Annotated in this window: 24 protein-coding genes and 1 tRNA gene; 17 read left to right on the top strand and 8 right to left on the bottom strand. The window is 54.1% G+C overall.

Annotation, left to right across the window (positions count from 1 at the left end):
* Window positions 1–7 precede the first annotated feature (7 nt).
* From CIK95_RS06240 to CIK95_RS06225, 4 genes are read left to right on the top strand one after another with little or no spacing between them, the layout of a single operon-like run.
* The gene (locus tag CIK95_RS06240) at window positions 8–478 is read left to right on the top strand and encodes a phosphatidylglycerophosphatase A (protein WP_173823809.1); all 471 of its coding nucleotides are present in this window, start codon (window positions 8–10) and stop codon (window positions 476–478) included.
* Window positions 475–888 carry a GtrA family protein gene (locus CIK95_RS06235; RefSeq protein WP_254046012.1) on the top strand — a complete coding sequence of 138 codons (414 nt, stop codon included), beginning with the start codon at window positions 475–477 and terminating at the stop codon, window positions 886–888. Before CIK95_RS06240 ends, CIK95_RS06235 begins: the two co-directional genes overlap by 4 nt.
* Window positions 889–892: 4 nt before the next feature.
* A complete protein-coding gene (locus tag CIK95_RS06230) occupies window positions 893–1549 on the top strand; it encodes a CDP-alcohol phosphatidyltransferase family protein (RefSeq protein ID WP_094466550.1) in 657 nt (218 codons plus the stop codon).
* A gap of 6 nt (window positions 1550–1555) precedes the next feature.
* Window positions 1556–2392: a phosphatase PAP2 family protein gene (locus tag CIK95_RS06225; RefSeq protein ID WP_094388524.1), complete on the top strand. Its 837-nt coding sequence runs from the start codon at window positions 1556–1558 to the stop codon at window positions 2390–2392.
* 71 nt (window positions 2393–2463) lie between these two features.
* Here the strand turns inward: CIK95_RS06225 and CIK95_RS06220 are convergent, their stop codons facing one another.
* The 3 genes from CIK95_RS06220 to CIK95_RS06205 all read right to left on the bottom strand — a co-directional run bounded on the left by CIK95_RS06220 (window position 2464) and on the right by CIK95_RS06205 (window position 6244).
* Complete coding sequence (locus tag CIK95_RS06220; RefSeq protein ID WP_158215105.1) at window positions 2464–3219, bottom strand: head GIN domain-containing protein; 756 nt, start codon at window positions 3217–3219, stop codon at window positions 2464–2466.
* A gap of 78 nt (window positions 3220–3297) precedes the next feature.
* Window positions 3298–5334 (bottom strand): GH25 family lysozyme, encoded by a 2037-nt coding sequence (locus CIK95_RS13450; RefSeq protein WP_254046433.1) that lies wholly within the window; start codon window positions 5332–5334, stop codon window positions 3298–3300.
* Window positions 5335–5803: 469 nt separating this feature from the next.
* The gene (locus CIK95_RS06205) at window positions 5804–6244 is read right to left on the bottom strand and encodes a hypothetical protein (protein WP_022310755.1); all 441 of its coding nucleotides are present in this window, start codon (window positions 6242–6244) and stop codon (window positions 5804–5806) included.
* 289 nt (window positions 6245–6533) lie between these two features.
* Here CIK95_RS06205 and CIK95_RS06200 point away from each other — a divergent pair, with 289 nt between their 5' ends.
* Genes CIK95_RS06200 through galE form a run of 8 tightly spaced genes read left to right on the top strand, consistent with a single transcriptional unit; the run spans window position 6534 to window position 13065 of the window.
* Window positions 6534–6986 carry a SoxR reducing system RseC family protein gene (locus CIK95_RS06200; RefSeq protein WP_158215104.1) on the top strand — a complete coding sequence of 151 codons (453 nt, stop codon included), beginning with the start codon at window positions 6534–6536 and terminating at the stop codon, window positions 6984–6986.
* A gap of 5 nt (window positions 6987–6991) precedes the next feature.
* Entirely contained in the window at window positions 6992–7840 is an 849-nt protein-coding gene (locus tag CIK95_RS06195; protein ID WP_094466594.1) for an RnfABCDGE type electron transport complex subunit B, read from the top strand.
* Window positions 7837–9189, top strand: coding sequence for an electron transport complex subunit RsxC (rsxC, locus tag CIK95_RS06190; protein WP_094466546.1), 1353 nt, complete (start codon window positions 7837–7839; stop codon window positions 9187–9189). The genes CIK95_RS06195 and rsxC overlap by 4 nt, the downstream gene beginning before the upstream one ends.
* A gap of 4 nt (window positions 9190–9193) precedes the next feature.
* On the top strand, window positions 9194–10189 hold the full coding sequence (locus tag CIK95_RS06185) for an RnfABCDGE type electron transport complex subunit D (RefSeq protein ID WP_094388520.1): 996 nt from the start codon (window positions 9194–9196) through the stop codon (window positions 10187–10189).
* A complete protein-coding gene (locus CIK95_RS06180; protein WP_022310749.1) occupies window positions 10186–10791 on the top strand; it encodes an RnfABCDGE type electron transport complex subunit G in 606 nt (201 codons plus the stop codon). The genes CIK95_RS06185 and CIK95_RS06180 overlap by 4 nt, the downstream gene beginning before the upstream one ends.
* Before the next feature lie 6 nt (window positions 10792–10797).
* The gene (gene rsxE, locus CIK95_RS06175; protein ID WP_022310748.1) at window positions 10798–11382 is read left to right on the top strand and encodes an electron transport complex subunit RsxE; all 585 of its coding nucleotides are present in this window, start codon (window positions 10798–10800) and stop codon (window positions 11380–11382) included.
* A 3-nt stretch (window positions 11383–11385) separates the two neighbouring features.
* Window positions 11386–11988, top strand: coding sequence for an electron transport complex subunit RsxA (rsxA, locus tag CIK95_RS06170; RefSeq protein WP_022310747.1), 603 nt, complete (start codon window positions 11386–11388; stop codon window positions 11986–11988).
* A gap of 39 nt (window positions 11989–12027) precedes the next feature.
* A complete protein-coding gene (galE, locus tag CIK95_RS06165; RefSeq protein ID WP_094385988.1) occupies window positions 12028–13065 on the top strand; it encodes a UDP-glucose 4-epimerase GalE in 1038 nt (345 codons plus the stop codon).
* Window positions 13066–13315: 250 nt separating this feature from the next.
* On the opposite strand, the gene CIK95_RS06160 is transcribed toward galE, so the two are convergent.
* A complete protein-coding gene (locus CIK95_RS06160; protein ID WP_094466545.1) occupies window positions 13316–13849 on the bottom strand; it encodes a 30S ribosomal protein S16 in 534 nt (177 codons plus the stop codon).
* Window positions 13850–14233: 384 nt separating this feature from the next.
* Between CIK95_RS06160 and htpG the strand changes: the two genes are divergently transcribed.
* From htpG to CIK95_RS06140, 3 genes are all read left to right on the top strand, one after another.
* Complete coding sequence (gene htpG, locus CIK95_RS06155) at window positions 14234–16288, top strand: molecular chaperone HtpG (RefSeq protein WP_094466544.1); 2055 nt, start codon at window positions 14234–14236, stop codon at window positions 16286–16288.
* A gap of 329 nt (window positions 16289–16617) precedes the next feature.
* Window positions 16618–16691, top strand: a tRNA-Arg gene (locus CIK95_RS06145).
* Window positions 16692–16899: 208 nt separating this feature from the next.
* A complete protein-coding gene (locus tag CIK95_RS06140; RefSeq protein WP_158215103.1) occupies window positions 16900–18300 on the top strand; it encodes an alpha-L-fucosidase in 1401 nt (466 codons plus the stop codon).
* On the opposite strand, the gene CIK95_RS06135 is transcribed toward CIK95_RS06140, so the two are convergent.
* Together CIK95_RS06135 and CIK95_RS06130 are read right to left on the bottom strand one after the other, a co-directional pair.
* Complete coding sequence (locus tag CIK95_RS06135) at window positions 18297–19631, bottom strand: NADP-specific glutamate dehydrogenase (RefSeq protein ID WP_094385996.1); 1335 nt, start codon at window positions 19629–19631, stop codon at window positions 18297–18299. The two genes, CIK95_RS06140 and CIK95_RS06135, sit on opposite strands and share 4 nt — an antisense overlap.
* Before the next feature lie 209 nt (window positions 19632–19840).
* Entirely contained in the window at window positions 19841–20227 is a 387-nt protein-coding gene (locus CIK95_RS06130) for an L-rhamnose mutarotase (RefSeq protein ID WP_094385998.1), read from the bottom strand.
* A 492-nt stretch (window positions 20228–20719) separates the two neighbouring features.
* On the opposite strand from CIK95_RS06130, the gene CIK95_RS06125 reads away from it, so the two are divergent.
* A complete protein-coding gene (locus CIK95_RS06125) occupies window positions 20720–22204 on the top strand; it encodes an alkaline phosphatase family protein (RefSeq protein ID WP_094388515.1) in 1485 nt (494 codons plus the stop codon).
* Window positions 22205–22544: 340 nt separating this feature from the next.
* Here CIK95_RS06125 and rbr read toward each other — a convergent pair whose 3' ends face one another.
* Window positions 22545–23087, bottom strand: coding sequence for a rubrerythrin (rbr, locus tag CIK95_RS06120; protein ID WP_094386048.1), 543 nt, complete (start codon window positions 23085–23087; stop codon window positions 22545–22547).
* Between the two features lie 172 nt (window positions 23088–23259).
* Here rbr and CIK95_RS06115 point away from each other — a divergent pair, with 172 nt between their 5' ends.
* Window positions 23260–24186: a hydrogen peroxide-inducible genes activator gene (locus CIK95_RS06115; protein ID WP_022310737.1), complete on the top strand. Its 927-nt coding sequence runs from the start codon at window positions 23260–23262 to the stop codon at window positions 24184–24186.
* A gap of 159 nt (window positions 24187–24345) precedes the next feature.
* On the opposite strand, the gene CIK95_RS13150 is transcribed toward CIK95_RS06115, so the two are convergent.
* Window positions 24346–24501 (bottom strand): hypothetical protein, encoded by a 156-nt coding sequence (locus CIK95_RS13150; RefSeq protein WP_158215102.1) that lies wholly within the window; start codon window positions 24499–24501, stop codon window positions 24346–24348.
* Window positions 24502–24557: the final 56 nt, after the last annotated feature.

Genomic DNA, 24557 nt, shown 5'->3' with positions numbered 1-24557 from the left:
ACTCATGATTAGGCATATACCCTTTGTTCCTACCTTGATAGCCACGGGCTTTGGTTGTGGCTTCTGGCCGTGGGGCCCTGGCACCATGGGAGCCCTCTTTGCCACCTTGCTGTGGATGGGGGCATCGTTCTGGCTCGACGCTGTCTCTCTGGCGTGGGTCACGCTTGCTGCCGCTGTGGTCTTCACCGGCTTGGGCACATGGGCTACCCACAAGTTGCAGCCGTTCTGGGGCGACGACCCCTCCCGTGTGGTTGTCGACGAGATGGTTGGAGTCTGGATTCCGCTCATCGTGTGCCCCGCGGGCCACTGGCTCTATGCGGCGCTGGCGTTTGTCCTTTTCCGGTTTTTTGATATCGTCAAACCATTGGGCATCCGTGCCCTTGACCGTCGCCGTGGCGCTTTCTGGGTTATGGCCGACGATATTCTGGCTGGCATCTATTCTCTTCTCGTCCTGTTACTGGTGATATGGATGATATGAAGACACAGCTCGTGACTTTCTGCAAGGCAGAGGCTTCGGCGGTTGTGGCTTCGGCAGCCGACTTCGCCGTCACGCTGATACTTGCTGAACTTCTGGGGTTATGGTATGTCTGCGCCACCTTTATCGGAGCCGTCACGGGAGGTGTGGTCAACTGCATGGTCAACTATCGATGGGTCTTCTCCGCACAGCGTCTGGGCAAGATGAGGCTTGCTCTGCGCTATATAGTGGTATGGGCGGGCAGCATCGGGCTCAATACGGGGCTTACCTATCTCGTCACCGAGCTCGCCGGTTGCAATTTCATCGTGTCCAAGGTGGTTGTGGCCTGCTTGGTGGCAGTCTTGTGGAACTATCAGATGCAGCGTTGCTATGTCTTCGCGTGCCGTCATGACAATATGGATAATAATCAATAGAAATATGAATTACAGAGATTTTCTTCAACGCGTAATCTACGTTATCATCAATCCCATTATCCAGGCTATGGTCAAGGTGGGCATTACCCCCAATATGGTGACCACCATAGGATTTGTGGGCAATCTTGCTGCCACCTCACTCTTTGTCATCGCAGCCCTCATGGTCCGCAGCGGCGATATGGCCCAGGCCATGGAGATGGTAGGATGGGGTGGTGCCACCATACTCTTTGCCGGACTCTTCGACATGATGGACGGGCGGTTGGCCCGCGTCAGCGGCAAGTCTTCGGTCTTCGGCGCCCTGTGGGACTCTACCCTCGACCGCTATAGCGAGATGGTTTCGCTCTTCGGCGTCTCGGTCGTATTCCTTTACTGCGACTGGTTCTGGATGGGCATCGCTACCTATGCAGCCATCCTGGGTTCGGTGATGGTCAGTTATGTGCGAGCCCGAGCCGAAGGATTGGGCATCGAGTGCAAGGTAGGACTCCTCCAGCGTCCCGAGCGCGTGGTCATCACCGCCCTGGCGGCTATCGCGAGCGGAGCGACCGGCAATCTGTGGTGGCTGGCTGGCGGTATGCTGGTCATCGCCGTCCTTGCCAATCTTACTGCCTGCTGGCGCATAGCCCATTGCTACAAAGTGTTGAACGCCGGCAAGAAGCAGTAACCCCCTATGTTCAGCATCTATATTCTTGTGGTCTATGTGGCGCTCGTTGCCCTCAGACCCACCCGCCGTGTGGCGCTGGCGCTGATGCCTTGGGTCATCTTCGCCTGCTCCTACGATGCCATGCGCCTCTATCCCAACTATATGGTCAACGACATCGACGTGCGCCAGCTCTATGATACCGAGCTCAGATGGTTTGGCATAGCCCTGTCCTCCGGCGAGACGGTTATCCCGGGCGCCTGGTTTGCCCAGCACCATCATGTCGTAGCCGATGTCATGGCTGGGCTCTTCTATCTCTGCTGGGTGCCTGTGCCCTTGGCCTTTGCGCTGTGTCTCTATTTCCGTGGTAGATATTCGGTCTATCTCCGCTTCTCCATTGCCTTCCTTGTGGTCAATCTGATAGGCTTTTGCGTCTATTACATCCATCCCGCCGCCCCGCCATGGTATGCTCTTGACTATGGATTTACCCCCGTTCTGCATACGCCGGGCAATATGGCGGGTCTCGCGCGTTTTGATGCCCTCACCGGGCTGCCCGTCTTCCATGCCCTGTATGGCCAGAATGCCAATGTCTTTGCCGCGGTGCCTTCGCTGCATGCCGCCTACATGCTGGTAGCCACTGTCTATGCCGTCCTGGGTCGCAGCCGCCGTTGGCTTGTCGCGCTCTTCGCCTTTATCTGCATCGGCATCTGGTTTACGGCTGTCTACACCTGCCACCATTACATCATCGATGTCTTGCTGGGCATCGTCACGGCGCTTGTGGGTGTGGCGCTTACCGAGTGGGTACTTGCCCATACAGCCCGAGGGCGCCGCTGGACCGACCGCTACATGTCGTGGATAAGGCGCTGACCCGCTACAAACCAAAAGACCATCTTCTCCGCAGTGGTGAAGATGGTCTTTTGGGTTATGATGATACATTCTTATCGCGTTTCCATCAGTTGTGATGCATCGATGCTGCCCGAGCCGTTGGCTCTCCTGTTGAGGTGGCGTGCCGAACCTTTCAGCGTGATGTCGCCCGAACCGTATGTATAGGCGTTGATTACTCCGCAGCGTTGCGCCTTGACCTCGATGCTGCCCGAACCATAGAGCATGATGTTGGTATTCTTGACCCTGTCCTGCTTGATTTCGATGTCGCCCGAGCCGCGCAGCCAGATGTTCGATGTGGCACAGCGCAGATAGTCGACTTCCACATCGCCCGAACCGCGCAGATTGACGGTAAAGTTGTCGCATATTACGTATTTCATGTCGGCATCGCCTGAGCCTACGATTTCTACCGTCAGGTTGTCGCTGTCTATCTTGCCCTTGGACTCGAAGTCGCCGCTGCCCCTAAGCGTTACGCCTACCAGGTCGGGCGAGGTCACATATACCTTGACATCATCTCCTGAGCTGAAGTTGAACATACGCGATCCGCTGTTGTAGCCTACTCTGAGTATGTTGCCCCTCACGTAGGTCATGACGCAGTCTACCTCTTTGGCCTTGCCCACGACCTTGACGCTCGGTCTGTTGCCCTGGGTGTATACGATGTCTATACTTCCTACAGATTCTATTCTTGTGAAGTTAGGTACTCTGCGCTGCGATACGGTGTTGCCTTCAGTAGCGTGTACGCTTTTCTTAGCTGCCTGCATAGTGGTGCAAGTCATCAGCGCCACCAGTGCCATAATGATTATTCTTTTCATATTTGTCATTGTTTTATTGGTTTCTGACTATTGGACGAACCATCGGCAGGAAAAGTTGCACCGATGCCGATTTTTTTTTCAGCGTATGCAGTTTTGCTCCAGAAAGAGTCTGAACTCGTCTTTATAGCCGTTGAACACATTGATGTCTACCTCGCCCCTGATGCCATTGACGCGGCCGTCGGCACACAGCTGCCAGTAGGCCAGGCGCACATCGGGCTTGTATTCGCCATAGCGTGCTATCCACACCGGATGGTTGCTGCGCACGTCGGGGGCGTAGGGCAGATAGGTGTTGACAAACATCTGGCTGATGTAGAGCACTGGTGCCACGCCCGAGCGCTGTCTTACCACCCTGAGCCATGCTCTCACCTCGCGCCAGAGGGCTTCAGGGCCGCCCATGCGTTTGATTTGTGCCGTCGAGGGTTCTATGTCGAGCACCGGAGGCAGGTCGCCCTTTGACAGACGGGCGTGGCGCAGAAAGTGGCGTGCCTGTGCTGCTCCCGGAGTGGTGGTCGAGAAGAAGTGGTAACTGCCCACGTGTATATTGTGGCTTCGTGCCTGGCGATAGTCGGCTGCGTAGTAGCGGTTGCGTATGGAGATGCCCTCAGTGGCTTTGATGTACATGAAGGAGATGGGGTAGTCCACATGCCCGTTGATGCGCTTGCGGCTCGACGTGCCGAGATGGCTGATGCGCAGCCGCTGCCAGTCGATGCCGAATTTCTTCTTGCCTTTCTCGTGTTGAAATCGCGAGATGTCTATGCCATAGATGCGGTCGGAGGTATAGGTGAGGCGCTCGCCGCGATAGTTTCCGGCTTCCCATTCACCCGCTTGCAGTGCCGTGTTGAGCCCCGTCTGATAGCCGAAACCTTCTCTGTGTCCGGCTTTCCAGCTGCCGCAGTATGTGCGACAACCGTCATAGCAGAGAGTGCCGTGACCGTGGGGGCGCCCACGGCGGTCCATGTCGCCTCTGTACCAGTCGGTGCGGTGGCGGCTGATGCCGTAGCAGAGGGTGTCGGCATTGAAGCGTCCCCATAGCTCCACACTGTCGGGGCAGAAGATGAGGCCCTCGCCCTGGCGGCGACCCTTGACCCAATATCCGGCAGTGACCGAGCCATTGTCCTGGCGGCTGAGCCAGTAGCCGGTATAGCCGGCAGGTAGGGGACCGATGGGGGCGATACCCAGTCTGCGGCTGATGTTGAGCCTGTTGTCGCGTATGACGTGGCGGGCGTAAAGGTCGCGATAGGTGGTGACCAGTGCCTCTTCGTCCAGCATCCTCGGCCATGCCACCATGCTCACGGCCCTTGCGCTGTCGGGGGTAATGCTGTCTGTACGTTGCAGCAGCAGATAGCCTTGCCTGCTGCGCTCTGCCACAGCGTGCAGCGGGTAGCGCTGCCGTTGTTTTCCCTCTTTCACAATGGCTTCGTATCGGGCCTGGGTGGTAAACTTGGCACCCGAGAGGTTGGCGAGTGCTTTGCGGAGGATGGATATGCGCTGAGTGATGATGGCCGTCTGGCGCTTAGTGTCGCGCTGCAGCGACAGCAGTCTTTGCAGTTGTCGGTCCTGGCGGCGGTAATAGCGTGTAATGTCGTGATAGCCTTCGTCCTGCACGCCGTGTACCCGCAGATAGTATTTCAGATTGGCTGTCTCGCGGCGCTGCTCGTCGATGTTTCTCTTCAGGGTATAGCCGCCCTCTTCGTCGCCCCGATAGTAGTGGAGCATATCTTCGTAGAGCGCCAGCTCGCGGCGCAGGTGAAGGGCTGTGGCTATGCTGTCGCCGCCATAGATGGGGCGGGCAATGGGAGTGGCAAGACTGCCGTGACAGGAGGGGAGCAGCGCCCAACGGTTTACCCACACCGCCGGGGTGTAGATGGTATCGGTATAGGCAGGAGTCCATGTGTCGAAGTTGCGGTAGGGTCGCGTGGTGTCGCGGTCGTCGATGTTGCTGATGAGTGGCATAGACAGCGTGCCTACAGACAGCTGTGCGCAGCGTTGCTGCTCTATCATCGCCATGCAGCGGTGCTGGTCTTCGGGGGCGGGCAGGCTCAGCCACCATGCCGCTGCCGCTGCAAGTGCTGCCGCCGTCACGATGCCACCTATATATCTTATGGTTTTCTTCATCTCTATGTGCTATTGTCAATTGAAAGGCGAAATTATAAATAATTTATGAGAACGGACAACAAAACGCCAAAATCTTTGTGCCCGATGTCGTGGCTGCCGCATTGGGCTGCACGCTGGCGCTGTACAGCGCTTGGTCTTCCGCAGTCAGCACTTGGTCTTCCGCAGTCAGCCAGACTCGCCGTTAGTCTCTCCCCGTCGCCCTGGCACACGGCATAAAGTGTATACCGTACCGGCAATTCTCTGCGGCGACCGCGTTGGCGATGGTTTCAAACCCTGAAATGCTGAAATCGTGCTTTGCCATACTCGTTTCGCGCCCCGCATTTGCCATTTCGCGCCCTGCAACGCAGATAAACCGCATCAAGGCGGTTTTCCCTTCGGTCGCCAATGGGCGGTCTGCAACCGACAGCCCCCACAACGCCATGACTGGCACTGTGGGGGCTGGTATCTTAAGGGTGGATAATGCTCCGGTCTATTCCTTCATCAGATTGTCGAAGAAGGAGTCGAGGTCTGAGTCGAGGTCCTTCATCAGGTCATCGCCAATGATAACGGTATCGTCGTCGGCGAGATACAGGTCGGCTACGGTGTTGCGGTCGTCGTCTTCCAGTACAAAACTGAAAGGCTTCATGATACCCATCTGGTCGATGGTGTCGCTCATGCGCTTCAGCGTGTTGGTGAGCAGGGTGGTGACATGGGTGTAGAAATCGTCGTCGTTGCAGTCTATCCACTGTTCTACCACGCAGCGGTTGAGCTCCATGTCATCGTCGTCGAACGAGACCATCTCGCCGCTCTCAGGCGATACCTTGATGTGTATGTCTGTAATCACCGAGTTCTCGCTGTCAGTGGGAAACTTCTGTGCTGTTTTTCGGATGGCGCGCTCTATCTGTTGCACCGTTTGTTCTGTCGCTTTCATGCCGTAGGCTTTGTATTATTAGTCTTCCAGGGTACCGGCAGGCCGGCTCCATGGTGTTTATCTATATGCAAAGATAATGGATGTGGGATAAAACACAAAGAAAAAACCTAAGTTTTTTATCATTGTATGCAAAAATGGAATGAACAGGCGTGGGAAGGTCATCGTTTAATCAAAGTTTAACGCTCATTTAATGGCCAAAGTGTGTGGCTAAGTCAGAAAAAATAGTTAATTTTGCACACATTATTAATATATGGGCAATGTCGCCATTGCCTTTGTGTTTAGGATTGGTTTGACAACATCAGCAAGTTCATCCCCTAAGTCTGTCAATGCCGTCAGTAAGGAAGGCATCGTAGAACAGATAACCCCGACAAGCGTCAGCGTACGGGTAGTACGGTCGTCGGCTTGTGCCGGATGCGGTCTGTCGGGGCACTGCAACGCATCGGAGTGCAGGGAGACGCTCATCAGCGTGCCCGTAGACAGATCGGTAGCCTGCAGCGTGGGCGACAGGGTGAGAGTTGTCACCTCTTCGTCATCGGTCAAGGTGGCTCTGGCATTGGGATTTGCAATGCCGCTGCTCTTGATGATGGCGGTATTTGGCGTCTGTAGAGCCATGGCCGGAACCAGCGAAATGGCGGCGGCGCTGTACAGTCTGCTGGTTCTTATACCTTATTATATATTACTATACCTCTGCCGTAATATTGTGGGCAGACGTATCCAAATAAGCATTATTGAGAGACTATGAATGAAATGAACTATATTGTAGTGGCGGTGCTGACCCTCCGCGGGGGGGGTTTTCTGGCAGCAGTGGTGGTGTACATCGTGTCGCGCAGGTTTGCCGTCAAGGAAGACCCTCGCGTCAAGGACGTGCAGGAGTGTCTGCCTGGTGCCAACTGTGGCGGTTGTGGCTTTGCCGGATGTGCAGCCTTGGCAGAAGCGCTGGTCAAAGGCGCCGACAAGGGAAGTCTGGACGGACTGCGCTGTCCGGTAGGTGGCGACGAGGCTATGGGCAAGATTGCCGATGTGTTGGGCATGGCTGCCCAGGCTGCCGAACCTATGGTGGCGGTGGTGCGCTGCAACGGCAGTTGCGACAAGCGTGGCAAGGTGGCTGTCTATGAAGGTCTGCACACCTGTGCGGCTGTCAATGCTGCCGGAGCAGGCGAGAGCGGTTGTGGCTATGGCTGTCTGGGCTGTGGCGACTGTGCCGATGCCTGCCAGTTTGGCGGCATCGTCATCAATCCAGCTACCGGACTGCCCGAAGTCGACGAACAGATGTGTACCGGCTGTGGCAGTTGTGCCAAGGCCTGTCCTCGCCATGTCATCGAACTGCGCAAGAAGGGCCCCAAGGGGCGTCGCGTCTATGTGTGCTGTGTCAACCAAGACCGCGGACCCATAGCCCGCAAGTCGTGTCAGGCTGCCTGCATAGGCTGTGGCAAGTGCGAGAAGGTCTGTCCCTTTGGCGCCATCACTGTAGAGAACAATCTGTCGTATATCGACTACAACAAATGCCGTATGTGTACCAAGTGTGTGGCTGAGTGTCCTACCGGTGCCATCGTCAAAGTCAATTTCCCCATAAAGAAGAAGGAGGCAGAAGCATGAAACTGCATACATTCAAGATAGGTGGCGTGCACCCGGCAGAGCACAAAATCACTGCCGACGTGGCCACCGTCCAGGCGCCGCTGCCCACAGAGGCCATATTCCCCCTCTCACAGCATATCGGCGCACCCGCTAAGGCTGTGGTAGCCAAGGGCGACAAGGTGAAGGTGGGTACGCTCATCGCCGAGGCCGGCGGATTTGTGTCGGCACCCATCTATTCATCGGTATCGGGTACGGTGACCCGCATAGACAGCGTCGTCGACGCCACGGGCTACCGCCATCCCGCCATCATCATCAAGGTAGAGGGCGACGAGTGGGAAGAAACGATAGACCGCAGTGCGGCGCTCGAAACCCTGGACAAACACCCCGAACTCACTGCCGAAGAGATCGTGGCCCGCGTGAAGTGGGGCGGTATTACGGGTATGGGTGGTGCCGGCTTCCCCTGTCATGTCAAGCTCTGTCCGCCGCCTACTGCTAAGGCAGAGTGCGTGATACTCAACGGCGTGGAGTGTGAACCCTACATCACGTCGGACTATCGGCTCATGCTGGAGCATGCCGACGAGATACTGGTGGGTCTCGACCTGCTGATGCGCGCTGCCCACGTAGAGCGTGGCTATATCGGTATCGAGGAAAACAAGCCCGACGCCATCCGTCTCTTGCAAGAGAAGACTGCCAACAGGCAAGATATAAAGATTGTGCCGCTGAAGATGAAGTACCCGCAGGGTGGCGAGAAGCAGCTGGTCGATGCCGTCATCGACAGACAAGTTCCGGCGCCGCCTGCCATCCCCGTCAGTGTGGGTGCCATCGTGCAGAACGTGGCCACGGCTTATGCCGTCTATCAGGCAGTGATGAAGCACAAGCCTCTCTTCGAACGCTATACCACGGTGTCGGGTCTGGCTATGGGCAAGTCGGCCAACTATCTGGTGCGCATGGGCACCCCCTTTACCCAACTGGTGGACCTCTGCGGCGGTCTGCCCGAGGGCGACAACAAGGTGCTGGCCGGCGGTCCCATGATGGGTAAGGCTGTAGCCTCACTCGATGTGCCCGTATGCAAGGGTACCAATGCCGTGACCGTGCTCAGTGGCAGCGATGCCCATCGCGGCAAGGTGCAGCCCTGCATCCGTTGCGGCAAGTGTGTCGAGGTATGCCCTATGGGTCTCGAGCCCTATCTGCTCGCTACGCTCTCTGCCAACGATATGTACGACCGTGCCGAGCAGGAGCAGATAGTATCGTGCATAGCCTGCGGCAGCTGCCAGTTTACCTGTCCGTCACACCGGCCTATCCTCGACAACATCGTAATCGGCAAGGGTAGGGTGATGGCCAATATCAAATCACGTAATCAGAAGAAATAAGATAATGAGTAAATTGATAATATCCCTTTCGCCCCACGCCCACGGCGGCGACAGCGTAGAGCGCAATATGTATAATGTGCTGATAGCGCTGGTGCCGGCCCTGCTGGTGTCGTTCTATTACTTCGGGCTGGGCTCGGTGGTAGTCTGTTCGGTAAGCGTGGCGGCCTGTGTCTTCTTTGAGTGGGCGATAACACGCTATATGCTGCGCCGCCCCACCACGCTGCTTGACGGGTCGGCCTGCATCACGGGTCTGCTGCTGGGCATGAACCTGCCCAGCAATTTCCCCATCTGGATGATTATCGTGGGCGCACTGGTAGCCATCGGCATCGGCAAGATGACCTTTGGCGGACTGGGTTGCAACCCTTTCAATCCAGCCATCGTGGGTCGCTGTTTCCTCCTGGTCAGCTTTCCGGCAGCCATGACGTCATGGCCAGTGGCAGGACAGCAGATGGCGTACACCGATGCAGTGACTGGAGCCACTCCGCTGAGCCTGATGAAGACCGCCATCAAGACTGGCGACGTAAGCGTGTTGCAGGGCTTGCCCGATACGGTCGACATGTTGCTGGGCAATGTGGCCAATGGCTATGGAGCAGGCACCATAGGCGAGGTGTGTGCCCTGGCGCTGATAGCCGGACTGATATGGATGCTCTGGCGTCGCGTCATTACCTGGCATATCCCCGTTACCATTCTGGCCACCGTCTTCGTGCTGAGCGGGGCGTTGCATGCGGCCAATCCGGTCTACGCCCATCCTATGGCAGTGGTGCTGAGTGGCGGACTGATGCTGGGTGCCATCTTTATGGCTACCGACTACGTCACCTCGCCCATGACCCATCGCGGACAGGTCATCTATGCCGTGGGCATAGGTGTGCTCACCGTGGTGATACGCAACTGGGGCAGCTATCCCGAGGGTATGTCGTTTGCCATACTCATCATGAATGCCTTTACGCCCCTCATCAACTTCTATGTCAAACCTAAACGATTTGGGGAGGTAAGCCGATGAAGAAGATGGAATCGACACTCACCAACATGATAGTGGTGCTGGTGGGAGTGGCACTGGTGACAGGATGCCTGCTGGCAGTGGTCAACCACATCACAGAGGGTCCGAAGGCTGCGCAGAAGACTCTGGCTCTGGCTGAGGGCATACGCACCGTGATGGGAAACAGCGACGTGACGGTGAGCAAGACAGACACCGTATGTATGACGGTCAACGGCAAACCGACGGAACTGATAGTGCATCGTGTGGCTGGCGGCGGTGCTGCCGTGGAGAGCCAGACGATGGGATTTGGCGGTGACTTGCGTGTGCTGGTGGGCTTTGCCGATGACGGCACCATCACCGGTTATACCGTATTGCAGCACGCTGAGACGCCAGGACTTGGCGCCAAGGCTGCCACGTGGTTTCAGAAAGACGGCAAGGGAAACATCATCGGCAAGAAGGCCGTGAAGCCACTCGCCGTGAGCAAGGACGGAGGTGAGGTAGACGCCATCACCGCCTCGACCATCACCTCGAGAGCCTTCCTGAAAGCCGTAAACCAGGCGTATGCCGCCTATATGCAGCAGTCTGCCGACGCCCACACCGGCGCAACCAAAATAAAGAAAGGATAGACAACGATGAATCTACTCAATATAATCAAAAACGGCATCATCAAGGAGAATGCCACATTCGTATTGCTCTTGGGCATGTGTCCCACACTGGCTACCACCACAAGTGCCACCAACGGACTGATGATGGGTCTGGCCACGATGGCAGTGCTGATATGTACCAACTTTGTCATCTCCTGCATCAAGAACATCACCCCCGACAAGGTGCGCATACCTGTCTTCGTAGTGGTCATCGCTACCTTCGTCACCATTCTCCAGATGTTTATCGAGGCTTATCTGCCCGATGTCAACAAGAGTCTGGGCATCTATATCCCGCTGATAGTGGTCAACTGTGTGATATTGGGCCGTGCTGAAGCCTTCGCCTGCAAGAACACTCCGCTGGCGAGCATCGCCGACGGTGTGGGTATCGGTCTGGGCTTTGCCCTGGCACTGACTCTGCTCGGTGCCGTGCGTGAAATTCTGGGCGCAGGGTCGCTCTTCGGGTGTGCCCTCTTGCCCGAGACTACCAATATCCTGCTCTTTGTGCTTCCTCCGGGTGCATTCATCACCTTGGGTTATCTTGTCGCAGTGTTCAACCATTTCAAAAAGGCATAGACTATGGAATATATCCTGATATTCATCTCGGCGATATTCGTCAACAACATCATTCTCTCCCAGTTCTTGGGCATCTGTCCGTTCCTGGGTGTCTCCAAGAAGATAGACACCGCTCTGGGCATGGGTATGGCAGTGGCCTTTGTGCTCACGCTGGCTACCATCGTGACCTATCTTATCCAGTATGGACTGCTTGTGCCGCTCGGGTTGCAGTATCTGCAGACGCTGGCCTTCATTCTGGTCATCGCGGCACTGGTACAGATGGTTGAAATCATCCTGCGTAAGGTTTCGCCCGCCCTCTATCAGGCGTTGGGCATCTTCCTGCCACTCATCACGACCAACTGTGCGGTGCTGGGTGTGGCCATCCTCGTCATTCAGAAAGACTATACGCTGGCGGAGAGCATCGCCTATGCTTTCTCTACCGCATTGGGCTTTGCCCTGGCGCTCACCGTCTTTGCCGGAATGAGAGAGCAGATGGCTCTGGTGCAGATACCCAAGGGCATGCGTGGTATGGCCATCGTGCTCGTGGCAGCCGGCCTGCTGAGTCTCGCATTTATGGGCTTCGGCGGCGTGGATAGCGGTCTGAAGGCCGCATTGGGGCTCGAATAAACGGTAGAATAACGATTATTTATCATAACATCAAACAATATGAAACAGACAATTCTGGTAACAGGTGGTACTGGCTTTATCGGCTCTCATACCACAGTTGAACTGCAGCAGGCAGGCTACAAGGTAGTTGTAGTAGACAATCTGTCTAACTCCAATGAGAAAGTGCTCGACGGTATTGAGAAAATCACAGGTATCCGTCCTGCCTTTGAGAAGGTTGACCTCCGTGACAAGGAGGCTACAGAGAAGGTGTTTGAGAAATACCCTGACATCGAGGGTATCATCCATTTCGCCGCTTCCAAGGCTGTGGGTGAGAGTGTGCAGAAGCCTTTGCTCTATTATCACAACAATATCATCTCGCTGGTTAACCTGCTGGAACTCATGCCTAAGTATAATGTCAAGGGCATCATCTTCTCTTCTTCATGCACCGTATACGGTCAGCCCAAGCCCGAGAATCTGCCTGTTACCGAGCAGGCTCCTCACCAGAAGGCTACTTCGCCTTATGGCAATACCAAGGAGGTGAACGAGCAGATTATCCTCGACGATATCAACAGTGGCGCTCCCATCAAGAGTATCGTGCTGCGCTACTTCAATCCTATCGGTGCCCACCCATCGGCTCTCATCGGCGAGCTGCCCAATGGTGTGCCCAACAACCTCATCCCCTTTGTCACTCAGACCGCTATCGGTGTGCGCGAGCAGCTCACCATCTTCGGCAACGACTATAACACTCCCGACGGTACCTGTATCCGCGACTATATCTATGTAGTGGATCTGGCCAAGGCTCATGTGGCTGCTATGGCGCGCGTGCTTGACAAGGAAACCGAGCCTATCGAGTATTTCAATATCGGTACAGGCAAGGGCAATTCTACCCTCGAGATTGTCGAGGCTTTTGAGCGTGCCACCGGCGTGAAGCTTAACTGGAAGTATGGTCCTCGTCGTGAAGGCGATATCGAGAAGATTTGGGGCGACTGTACCCACGCCAATGAGGTGCTGGGTTGGAAGGCCGATACTCCTCTTGATGACGTCATGCGCAGTGCATGGAACTGGCAGCTCAAGCTCCGTGAAGACGGCGTGATGTAATAACTCTACGGGATAGACTCGTCCCCATATATTGCTTCTATACGGTGATGCCTTGTCATTGTATAGAAGCAATTTTCATTTGTTGGTTGCCACAACTCGGCAATCCATTACGATGGTACGGGAACTCGGCAAAGCTATCACTTTTATCATGGAGATAGGATGGGGTAGCGTCATTGTGATGCATACAAACGATAATAGGCTGACTTCCTTGCGGAAATCAGCCTATATCAATTTCTTTTCCGGTGAAGAATTAAGCCTCAGCGGGAGCCTCTTCGGTAGCTTCTGCCTGAGCAGCAGCCTCGGCCTCAGCCTTGGCAGCAGCCTCAGCAGCCTTCTTGTCAGCTACTTTCTTGGCGATAGCCTCGTTAATCTTCTTCTCCTGCTCGAGCTCCTTGGCAGCAGCTTCCTTCTTACCCTTTGCTACGTTCTCACGAGTAGTAATGGTCTTCTGGTCCTTGCCCTGCTTCCAGGCCTCAAACTTCTGCTGCATAGCAGCTTCGTCGAATGCGCCCTTCTTTACGCCACCTTTGAGGTGCTTCATCAGGTAAACGCCCTCGCCCTTGAGGATGTTGCGAGCTGTATCGGTGGGCTGTGCGCCAACCTCTACCCAGTAGAGTGCACGCTCGAAATTCAAATCTACAGTTGCAGGATTGGTGTTAGGATTGTAAGTACCAATCTTCTCAGTAAATCTACCATCACGTGGTGCTCTTGCGTCAGCGATAATGATGCTGTAGAAAGCATAGCCTTTACGACCGCCGCGCTGTAATCTGATCTTTGTTGCCATTTTTAATGTAAAATTATGATTAGGTTTGAATTTTATTGCTGCCATCACGTGACAGCGGGTGCAAAGGTACTACATCTTTTTGGAAAACGAAAGAAAATTAGTGGAAAAGTGATGGTTTTCATCGTATTTTTGTCTATTTGGGCTTTATGATTGCTGGGTTTGTGGGTATCAAGGCGATTGTTGCGCGTGTTTTGAGTCATATCACTCGTAGCTGGTAGGGTAGGGCAATCAGCAGTCATCACTTTTCCTGCATCCCTATACCTTATTATATATATAAGGAGCAAGCGCAACACGGCAATATGATTTTATGGAGCATCCAGATGGCTGTGGCACGTTTTTTGCAGATGATTAAAGTGAACGAAACTTTATAAAATACATATAACTATGCAAAAAGGTAATATCGGAGTAACGACAGAGAACATATTCCCTGTCATCAAGAAGTTCCTCTATTCTGATCACGAGATCTTCCTTCGTGAAATGGTTTCCAATGCGGTAGACGCTACCCAGAAGCTGAAGACCCTGGCTGCCCAGGGTGATTTCAAGGGCGAGATGGGTGACCTCACCGTGCATGTAAACCTGGATAAGGACAAGGGTACGCTCACCATCAGCGACCGCGGTATCGGTATGACTGCCGACGAGGTTGACCGCTATATCAATCAGATAGCCTTCTCTGGCGTCAACGACTTCATGGAGAAGTACAAGGACAAGGCCAATGCCATCATCGGTCATTTCGGTTTGGGTTTCTACTCTGCTTTCATGGTAAGCAAGAAGGTAGAGATTGTTACCCGCAGCTACAAGGATGACGCCAAGGCCGTGAAATGGTCTTGCGACGGCAGCCCTTCATATACACTGGAAGAAACAGAGAAGGAAGACCGTGGTTCTGACATCATCCTCTACATCGACGACGACTGCAAGGAATTCCTGGAGAAGGCCCGCATCGAGTCGCTGCTCAACAAGTACTGCAAGTTTCTGGCTGTGCCCGTAGCCTTTGGCAAGAAGACCGAGTGGAAGGACGGCAAGCAGGTGGAGACTGCCGAGGACAATATCATCAACGACGTGGAGCCTCTCTGGACCGCTACCCCAAGTCAGTTGAAGGACGAGGACTACAAGAAGTTCTATCGCACGCTCTATCCCATGCACGATGAGCCCCTCTTCTGGATTCATCTGAATGTAGATTATCCCTTCCATCTTACGGGTATTCTCTATTTCCCACGCATCAAGAGCAATATAGAACTCCAGCGCAACAAGATACAGCTCTACTGCAACCAGGTGTTTGTGACCGATCAGGTCGAAGGCATCGTGCCCGACTTCCTCACTCTCCTGCATGGTGTGATTGACTCTCCCGACATCCCCCTCAACGTAAGCCGAAGCTATCTACAGAGTGATGCCAACGTGAAGAAGATCTCTACCTACATCACCAAGAAGGTGGCAGACCGTCTGCAGTCGCTCTTCAAGGCCGACCGCAAGGCTTTTGAGGAGAAATGGGACGACTTGAAGCTCTTCATCAACTACGGCATGCTGTCGCAGGAAGATTTCTATGACCGCGCCAAGGACTTTGCCCTGATGAAGGACACCGACGGCAAGTACTTCACCTTCGAGGAATACAAGACCCTCATCAAGGACAACCAGACCGACAAGGATGGCAATCTGGTATATCTCTACGCCAACGATGCCACCGAGCAGTATTCATATATCGAGGCAGCCAAGGCCAAGGGTTACAGCGTGCTGTTGATGGATGGTGAACTCGATACTCCTGCCATCTCCATGTTGGAGCAGAAGTTTGAAAAGAGCCGCTTCACACGTGTCGATGCCGACATCGCCGACCGTCTTATCACCAAGGACGACGAGAAGAAGAACGAGTTGGGCGAGGATGAGAGCGCCAAGCTGTCAGAGGTCTTCAAGACCCAGATGCCCAAGATAGACAAGGCCGAGTTCATGGTCGAGGTCCAGCCTATGGGCGAGAATGGACAGCCTGTACTCGTCACCCAGAATGAATATATGCGTCGTATGAAGGAGACCAGCAAGTATCAGCCTGGCATGAGTTTCTATATGCAGATGCCTGATTCGTATATGGTAGTACTCAACAGCGACCATCCGCTCATCAAGCGTGTACTTGACGAGACCGACAAGGCTACCGCAGATGCTCTGAAGCCGGTTGAGGCCGAATTGCGTGGTCAGGAAGCTCGTCTGGCTGCCATCAATCAGAGCCAGAGTGGCAAGAAAGACGAGGAAATCAGTCAGGAGGAGAAGGACGACAAGGCCAATACGCAGAAGGCCATCAACGACCAGCGCGCCAAGAAGACCCAGATTCTGAGCGAATACGCTGCTGGCAATGAGGTGGTACATCAGCTCATCGACTTGGCATTGCTCCAGAACGGCATGCTGAAGGGACAGCGTCTGAATGACTTCCTCAAGCGTTCGGTTGACCTGATTAAGTAATCGAATTATCTAAATTTCTTTTTAGAGAGTCGTATCTGTAGTGGATACGGCTCTTTTTTTTAGGTTCGCCGTGGTCACCAGGGCGCAGATTGTCGTTTCCGGTCTCTGGGTGCAGTTCCTATGTGGCGAGGCCAGGTTGCGCCCGGCAGACATGGCCCGGGCAGTCATTATCGCCAAATATGGGGTAAAATATGGCCGAAAACAGGAAAAATGCAGTTTTTTGAAAAATAATTGAGGAAATGTTTGGCGGTATAGGAAAAACTCTGTACCTTTGCACTCGCAATTAAGGAACAAGGTTAGCCTACTACTTAAGAAGCAAAGAACGGAATGGTTCCGTAGCTCAACTGAATAGAGCATCTGACTACGGATCAGAAGGTTGTGGGTTTGAATCCCGCCGGAATCACTACCAAGGACTGAGGTTTTCTCAGTCCTTTTTTTATGTCCGCACGCAAGGCTGCATTTCTTTTTTTAGGGGTGGTCGCAGTTGTTGTCATTGTGTCATGTGCCACAAGCGAAATAGCAAATATTACAGGTAGAGTATTTGCAATAATGTGTAAATTTGCAGCTATAATACTTAACAATACCCAAGCCTAATGCGAAAAATCAATACTTTGCTGACTATCTGTGCGGCGGCGTCGATGCTCCATGCGCAGCCCCGCATCAACCCCGATGATTACAAGATAGACGCTGCCGACGTGCAGCGGGCCGAGAAGCTCATTGCCGCTCCGGTGCCCGACGACGTGGTGATGCCCACGCGCCATCCTGACGCCCAGTGGTATCCCGGCGCGGCGCTCGGCCTGTTTATGCACTGGGGCATACACAGTGTCGACGGCATCCAGCCGTCCTGGAACATGATAAAGCACTACCGCTATGGCGGCAAGCGTTATCACAGTCCCAAGCGTTATTACCGGCTTGCCCGCAAGTTCAAGCCCACCATTCTTCCCGACAGTTTCCTCACGGCAGCCCATGACGCCGGGTTCACCTATGCCGTGCTTACCACCCGTCACCACGACGGTTATGCTCTCTGGCCATCCAAGTATGGTATAGGCGTGCGCCACGACTTGCCCGGCCGCGACCTCGTGCGCGAGTATGTCGATGCGTGTCGTGCCGCCGGACTCAAGGTGGGCCTTTACTTTTCGCCCCGCGACTGGCATTATCCTGAGGCAATGGCGCCATGTGAGTTTAATGTCAGAACCCGAAGCAAGGTGCCAGCCATAACCGACAGTGTAGCCAATCGCGCGAAGTATGTAAGGTTTGTGGGATATGTGATGCGCCAGCTGGAAGAACTGCTGACGCACTATGGCAAGATAGATCTGCTGTGGCTCGACGGTATGGAGTGGCGTGGCATCACTGAGAACAACACCGAGAAGATATACAGTTGGATTAGAACCATGCAGCCCGGTATCGTCATCAACGACAGATGGGCCAACCTGGTAGACCCCGACAACCCCGACGGAACCAGCGTGCGCATAGGCGACCTCACCACGCCCTTTGAGTGCGGCGAGCCTACCTATATCCCTTCGCCCTGGTGGGAGGTGCAGGACCTGTGGACCTATGGCGGCGGCTGGGGCTACGACCGCAAGGAGAAGTTCCGCCCTATGGCCTGGTTCTTCAACCGCTTGGCCCAGGCGCGTTCCCTTGGTGGCAACTTCCTGGTCAATGTGGGTCCCCGGCCCGACGGCGATATGCCGCGGGAGTTCTATGCCAAGATGGACAGTCTGTCGCAGTGGATGACGTATGGTCGCGAGTCAATCTTCGGCACCGGCATCACGCCCGGGCCCGAGCTCTGCAATGTCAAGCTCACCTCGCGCGGCAGCGATACGCTCTATGCCCATGTAATGCCAAAGGGCAGCAACCAGGTCAACCTGATTACTGCCCGTAAGCCTGCCAGTGTCACCGTCTTGCGCACTGGCCAGAAGTTATCGTTTATCTATCGCGACAGCCACCTTTACTTTGCGGTGCCCAAAGAGCAGCGTCTGCCCATGGACGAGGTGGTGCGCATCTTGTTTTAGACTATGCCCTGTGCCATCATGGCTCGTGCAACCTTGAGGAAGCCGGCTATGTTGGCACCCTTCACGTAGTTGATGTAGCCATCGGCCTGTGTACCATATTTCACACAGTTGGCGTGGATGTCGTTCATGATTTCGCGCAGCTTGGCATCCACCTCCTCGCGCGACCAGCGCAGACGCTCCGAGTTCTGCGTCATCTCCAGTCCCGATACTGCCACACCGCCGGCATTGCTTGCCTTGCCGGGGCAGTAGAGGATTTTGGCATCCTGGAACACCTTGATGGCCTCGGGAGTGGTGGGCATGTTGGCGCCCTCGGTTACGGCTATCACGCCGTTGGCCACCAGTGCCTGCGCAGCCTCTTCGTTGATTTCGTTCTGGGTGGCACAGGGTGTGGCGATGTCGGCCTTCTCAAACCAAGGCTTGGCGCCCTCCACGTATTTCACGCCGTACTTCTCGGCATATTCGCGTATGCGGCCACGCTCTATATTCTTGAGTTCCATGATGTAGTCGAGCTTCTCGCGGTCTATTCCGTCGGGGTCGTAGATATATCCGTCTGAGTCAGAACAGGTGACGGGCTTGGCGCCGAGCTCGAGCAGTTTCTCCATAGTATATTGTGCCACGTTGCCCGAACCCGATACGAGCACCGTCTTGCCGGCGAGCTCTATGTTGCGCGTCTTCAGCATGTTCTCGAGGAAGTAGATGTTGCCGTAGCCCGTGGCTTCGGGACGGATGCGCGAACCGCCAAACTCCTGACCCTTTCCTGTGAGGATGCCACAGAACTGATGGGTGAGCTTCTTGTACATACCAAACATATAGCCCACCTCGCGGCCACCCACGCCGATGTCACCTGCCGGAACGTCTTCATCGGGACCGATGTGGCGGTAGAGTTCGAGCATGAAAGCCTGGCAGAACCTCATCACCTCGGCATTGCTCTTGCCGCGGGGCGAGAAGTCGCTGCCGCCTTTGCCGCCGCCCATAGGCAGGGTAGTGAGCGAGTTCTTGAAAGTCTGCTCAAAAGCAAGAAACTTGAGAATAGACTGGTTTACCGATGAGTGGAAACGAATGCCGCCTTTGTAGGGGCCGATGGCGTTGTTGTGCTGGACGCGGTAACCCATGTTGGTCTGCACATTGCCTTTGTCGTCGACCCAGTTTACGCGGAACTGGATGATGCGATCCGGAACACAAAGGCGCTCGATGAGGTTGGCCCTGTCAAATTCGGGGTGCTTGTTGTATTCATCCTCAATGGTAGCCAAAACCTGGCTGACAGCCTGGATATACTCAGGCTCATTTGGAAATCTTCTCTTAAGATTTTCCACAACATCCGTAGCTTTCATTCTGTTAATGTTTTAAGTAAAAATGTTAACCTTGATACAATTTCTCTCAATCTTTTGGGCAAAGTTACACATTTTTACTTAAAAACAGCACAAATTGTAATGAAATTTATGAAAAGGTTGAAAAAAGTAAGGATTGTCATCATTATCCCCACTTTTTCCAACCATTATGCCGCTAAGTCTGCAGCCGTTTCTACGACCGTTGCCAGTCATCAGTCTTCGTACAGATAGAAGAAACGCTCCATCATCTGCCACTTCTCGTCAGAGGTATCGCCCTCCTTGCACTTTTGGAAACGGCCGACAAAGTTTTCCCACTCCTGCTGGCGAGGCAGCTGTGCGAGTCTGGCCATAGCCTTGTCCCAGTCGAAGTCGAGGGGAGTCTCTACGATCATCACCTCGCGCGTACCTATAATATATAGTTCCATCTCCAGGATGCCTACTTCCTGTATTCCCTGCTTGATTTCGGGCCAGAAGTCCTCGCGCGAATGAGCTTTACGATAGCTTGCCAGCGACTCAGGGTCGTCCTTGAGCTCCAAAATCTGAACATAACGCTTTACGGGTTGGCCGAAGCGCTTTACGATATATCCTTCCGTCATCATAGTTGTTGTTATGTAGTTATTAATTGCCTTTTATTGATATAACGCAAGTCCTCGATTTTTATTTTGACCGAGGTCAACAAAAGTGGGATTTCATACCATTTTAGTGCGAATTGTTTGGACTGTGTGCGCAAACAGCGTAACTTTGCACTCGATAACAAAAGGATAACATTAACAACTTAAAAAAGAAAGGTAAAAAGATTATGTTGACATTAGGATTTGTAATGATTATCGCAGTCGCTTTGGTTAAGGCCATCAGTTTGGGTCACAACCTCGACATGGGCAAGTAAGCCCCTTGCGAAGAAAGGTAAAACACCATTGGTGTTACAATTATAATAATTTAGGTGGAAAAGGCCTGGTTTTGAAAGAAACCGGGCCTTTTTTGTCAAATTTCTATGCCCTGATATGTTGATTATCCTTACCTTTGTATCCGATTTCGGCATGTGGCCGGACTTTTTCTCTACAAACAATTAACAAACAATAAAACAAGTTACAATGAAAAGATTGATTTCTTTCTTGATGATGGTCTTTGCCTGCACCGCGACTTTCGCCCAGGTAGAGCGGCCCAAGCTCGTGGTAGGCTTCGTGGTCGACCAGATGAGATGGGATTACCTCTATTATTATAATGACCAGTTTGGCGAAGGCGGCTTCAAGCGCCTGCTGCGCGAAGGTTTCAGCTGCGAGAACACCATGATCAACTATGTGCCCACCGTTACCGCCATCGGCCATTCATGTATCTATACCGGCTCAGTGCCAGGCCTCAACGGCATCGCCGGCAACGATTTTATGATTGCCGGCAAGAAGATGTACTGCGTGTCCGACTCCACCGTGCATAGCGTGGGCTCGTCGAGCAGAGAGGGCAAGATGTCGCCTCGCAACCTCCTTGCTACAGGCATCGGCGATATGCTCAAGATAGCCACCGACTACAAGGCCAAGGTCTTTGGCGTTGCGCTCAAGGACCGCGCAGCCATCCTGCCCGCAGGCCATGCTGCCGACGCCGCCTACTGGTGGGACACCTCGGCAGGACACTTCATCTCCAGCTCCTATTATATGGACAAGCTGCCCGAGTGGGTCAACCGCTTCAATAAGACCGTGCGCGTGAAGCCTGGTACCGACATCAAGTGCAGCCCCGAGGGTGTCACCAAGACTTTCCAGATGGCCAAAGCCGTGCTCGACAATGAGCAGCTGGGTCAGGACGATGTCACCGACATGCTCGCCATCAGCATCTCTTCGACCGACATCATCGGCCATGCCTATGGCACCCGTGGCGCCGAGAATAAGGCTGCCTATATGCGTACCGATGCCGAGTTGGCAGACTTCCTCGCCTATCTCGACCAGAAGGTGGGCAAGGGCAACTACCTCTTCTTCCTCTCCGCCGACCACGGTGGCATGCACAACGCCAATGTGATGAAGGAGCACAAGATACCCGCCGACGGCTATGCTGCATGGAACGAAATCAAGTCGCTCAACGAGGCCTTCCGCACCAAGTATGGCATCGAGACCGTGGCGCTCATGGCCAATGCCAACCGCATCTACCTCGACCACGCTGCCATCGCCAAGGCCGGGCTCCAGCTCGACGCCGTGAAGAAAGAGGCTGCCGACTTCCTGGCTCGCAACCCCAAGGTACACATGGTAGTCGACTATGCCAATGCCGTCAACACCAGTCTGCCTCAGCTCATCCGCGAGCGCATCGTCAACGGATGGAACCCCGAGCGCAGCGGCGACCTCTTTGTGGTGCCCAAGCCCCATCATGTCGATGGCGTGGTTACCCCCGAATACCGCGGCACCAGCCACGGCGTGTGGAACCCCTACGACTCACACATCCCCATGGTATTTATGGGATGGAAGGTACCCCACGGACAGACCTCCACACCTACCCGCATCGTCGATATCGCCCCCACCGTGTGCGAGATGCTGCATATCCAGATGCCCAACGCCTGCATAGGCGACGCAGTCAACGAGATAGTTAATCCCAAATAATCCCTGTTTTAGTTTCACCCCATCAAGCCACTCACCCATGCCGTGAGTGGCTTTTTTCATATCCACAACATCTCCGCCACCACCCCTAAGTTTATCTCAAAGCATGAAATGCAGAAATCGTGGCGCGCAATCATAAAAGCAAACCACGAAACAATAAAATCCAACCCCGAAAAACTTCCCAAAGCCATTATCACCACCTTCTTCCGTGTGGTGGGATGGGGGAGTGTGGTGGCGGGAATGATGGTTGTAGTGACGACAAAGCCCAGGACTGTGGGGAAAATTCCTCGACAGTCCTGGGCAGTTATCTTCTTGGCCTCGCCTTGCGGCAGAGGGCCATTGCTTAATAATTCTCGGCCTTGAGCTCGAAGTAGCTCTGCGGATGGTTGCACACGGGGCATACCTGGGGAGCCTGCTTGCCCACTACCACGTGGCCACAGTTGCGGCATACCCAGATGGCGTCGCCTTCGCGTGAGAATACGAGGGCATCCTCGATGTTCTTCAGCAACTTGCGGTAGCGCTCTTCATGGAGCTTCTCGATGGCAGCCACGCCGCGCATCTTGGCAGCAATCTCTGTGAAGCCCTCTTCCTCGGCCTCCTGTGCCATGCGGTCGTACATGTCGGTCCACTCGTAGTTTTCGCCCTCGGCGGCAGCCTTCAGATTGCTTCTGGTATCCTTTACGGCGCCACCTTCAAGGTACTTGAACCACAACTTGGCGTGCTCTTTCTCATTGGCGGCAGTCTCTTCGAAGATGGCAGCTATCTGCTCGAAGCCGTCCTTCTTGGCGCGTGATGCGAAATAGGTATATTTGTTGCGAGCCATAGACTCACCTGCGAAAGCCTCCATGAGGTTCTTCTCTGTTTTGGTTCCTTTAAGTTCTTTCATAATCATTTCTGTTTTGTTTGTTATTCTGGATGCAAAGTTAACCATATATCCGACAGCCTCCAAACGTTTTTTTCTATCTGCCCATAGAAAAAATCTATAATAGTGTGCTCTGCCGTTGATTATTTTATTAACTTTGCCCATACAAATGATAATTTTAACGCGTAAATAGGCCATGACATTACAACAGATGGAATATATTGTGGCGGTATATCGGCTTCGCCATTTCGCCCGTGCCGCCGAGCATTGTGGGGTCACCCAGCCCACGCTGAGCGCCATGATACAGAAGTTGGAAACCGAATTGGGCGTGAAGATATTTGAGCGCTCGTCGCAGCAGGTGATACCCACCGAGATAGGCCGCAAGGTGGTAGAGCAGGCATGGAAGGTGCTGGTGAGAGCCAACCGCATCCACGACATCGTGAACGAAGAGCGCCAGTCGCTGGCAGGCACTTTCAGTCTGGGTATCCTGCCCACCATAGCCCCATATCTGCTGCCTCGGTTCTTCACCCGTCTGCAGCGCGAGCACCCCGAGGCCGATATCCGCGTGATGGAGATGAAGACTGCCGACATCAAGCGTGCCCTCAACCGGGGCGAGCTCGACGCCGCCATCCTGGTGAGCCTCGACGATATGGACCACTATGTGCAGACACCGCTCTTCTATGAGCAGTTTCTGGCCTACGTGTCGCGTGGCGATGCCCTCTTCTCCCACAAGGCCATCAAGACCAGCGACCTGAACAACGAGTTCCTATGGCTGCTCGAAGAGGGTCACTGCTTCCGCGACCAGCTGGTCAAGTTCTGCCAACTCAAGTCGGCCGACAGCAGCAAGAAGACCTATTCGCTCGGTAGTATCGAGACCTTCATGCGCATGGTGGAGGGCGGCCAGGGTGTCACCTTCATTCCCGAGCTGGCTCTCGAACAGCTCTCTCCGGCTCAGCACGAACTGGTGCGCCCCTTTGCTCTGCCCATACCTGTGCGCGAGGTGGTGCTGCTTACCACGCGTGCCTTTGTGCGCCACTCGGTGCTCAATCTCATTGCCGACGCCGTGCGCCGCAGCGTGCCCCAACGTATGCTCCAGTTCAATAATACCGAGCAGAGGGTGTAGCCGCAGGCCTGCACCTGATGAAGAAACGATTAAAACAGATGATTATGGAAAATATTGCTGTCCGGTAAAAATCAAAATAGCATAAAATCTCGCCCGAAGCCCAGTAAATTTGACTTCGGGCTTTCTTTTTCCAACAATAAGCCCCCTTAATCGAAAAGATTAGGTGGTGGCGGCGCTTTTTGCGTCTCTTTTTGCAAGAATATCATTCCATGTTTTCTCGGGGTCTTCCATGAAAGCGATAAAATCGACATAGTACATGAGCTTGAATCCAACCATGGTAACAACCAGCGAGAATGCACTGTATCTGTTTCTCACCGTCTTTGGGCTCGTGCGTCTGCCCCATAGCGCATTCCCATTATCGTTATGTGAGT

Origin of the sequence: Prevotella sp. P5-108 (assembly GCF_002251385.1) — a bacterium.
Classification (GTDB): Bacteria; Bacteroidota; Bacteroidia; order Bacteroidales; family Bacteroidaceae; genus Prevotella.
This window is presented reverse-complemented; position numbering and strand designations above follow the sequence as displayed.

Coding starts and splice junctions, on each gene's coding strand:
- CIK95_RS13450 (WP_254046433.1), bottom strand. CDS start 5,334: ATGAAGAAAACCATAAGATATATAGGTGGCATCGTGACGGCGGCAGCA.
- CIK95_RS06235 (WP_254046012.1), top strand. CDS start 475: ATGAAGACACAGCTCGTGACTTTCTGCAAGGCAGAGGCTTCGGCGGTT.
- CIK95_RS06180 (WP_022310749.1), top strand. CDS start 10,186: ATGAAGAAGATGGAATCGACACTCACCAACATGATAGTGGTGCTGGTG.
- CIK95_RS06125 (WP_094388515.1), top strand. CDS start 20,720: ATGAAAAGATTGATTTCTTTCTTGATGATGGTCTTTGCCTGCACCGCG.
- htpG (WP_094466544.1), top strand. CDS start 14,234: ATGCAAAAAGGTAATATCGGAGTAACGACAGAGAACATATTCCCTGTC.
- CIK95_RS06185 (WP_094388520.1), top strand. CDS start 9,194: ATGAGTAAATTGATAATATCCCTTTCGCCCCACGCCCACGGCGGCGAC.
- CIK95_RS06195 (WP_094466594.1), top strand. CDS start 6,992: ATGAACTATATTGTAGTGGCGGTGCTGACCCTCCGCGGGGGGGGTTTT.
- galE (WP_094385988.1), top strand. CDS start 12,028: ATGAAACAGACAATTCTGGTAACAGGTGGTACTGGCTTTATCGGCTCT.
- rsxA (WP_022310747.1), top strand. CDS start 11,386: ATGGAATATATCCTGATATTCATCTCGGCGATATTCGTCAACAACATC.
- CIK95_RS06135 (WP_094385996.1), bottom strand. CDS start 19,631: ATGAAAGCTACGGATGTTGTGGAAAATCTTAAGAGAAGATTTCCAAAT.
- rbr (WP_094386048.1), bottom strand. CDS start 23,087: ATGAAAGAACTTAAAGGAACCAAAACAGAGAAGAACCTCATGGAGGCT.
- CIK95_RS06130 (WP_094385998.1), bottom strand. CDS start 20,227: ATGATGACGGAAGGATATATCGTAAAGCGCTTCGGCCAACCCGTAAAG.
- CIK95_RS06220 (WP_158215105.1), bottom strand. CDS start 3,219: ATGAAAAGAATAATCATTATGGCACTGGTGGCGCTGATGACTTGCACC.
- CIK95_RS06205 (WP_022310755.1), bottom strand. CDS start 6,244: ATGAAAGCGACAGAACAAACGGTGCAACAGATAGAGCGCGCCATCCGA.
- rsxE (WP_022310748.1), top strand. CDS start 10,798: ATGAATCTACTCAATATAATCAAAAACGGCATCATCAAGGAGAATGCC.
- rsxC (WP_094466546.1), top strand. CDS start 7,837: ATGAAACTGCATACATTCAAGATAGGTGGCGTGCACCCGGCAGAGCAC.
- CIK95_RS06160 (WP_094466545.1), bottom strand. CDS start 13,849: ATGGCAACAAAGATCAGATTACAGCGCGGCGGTCGTAAAGGCTATGCT.
- CIK95_RS06115 (WP_022310737.1), top strand. CDS start 23,260: ATGACATTACAACAGATGGAATATATTGTGGCGGTATATCGGCTTCGC.
- CIK95_RS06225 (WP_094388524.1), top strand. CDS start 1,556: ATGTTCAGCATCTATATTCTTGTGGTCTATGTGGCGCTCGTTGCCCTC.
- CIK95_RS06230 (WP_094466550.1), top strand. CDS start 893: ATGAATTACAGAGATTTTCTTCAACGCGTAATCTACGTTATCATCAAT.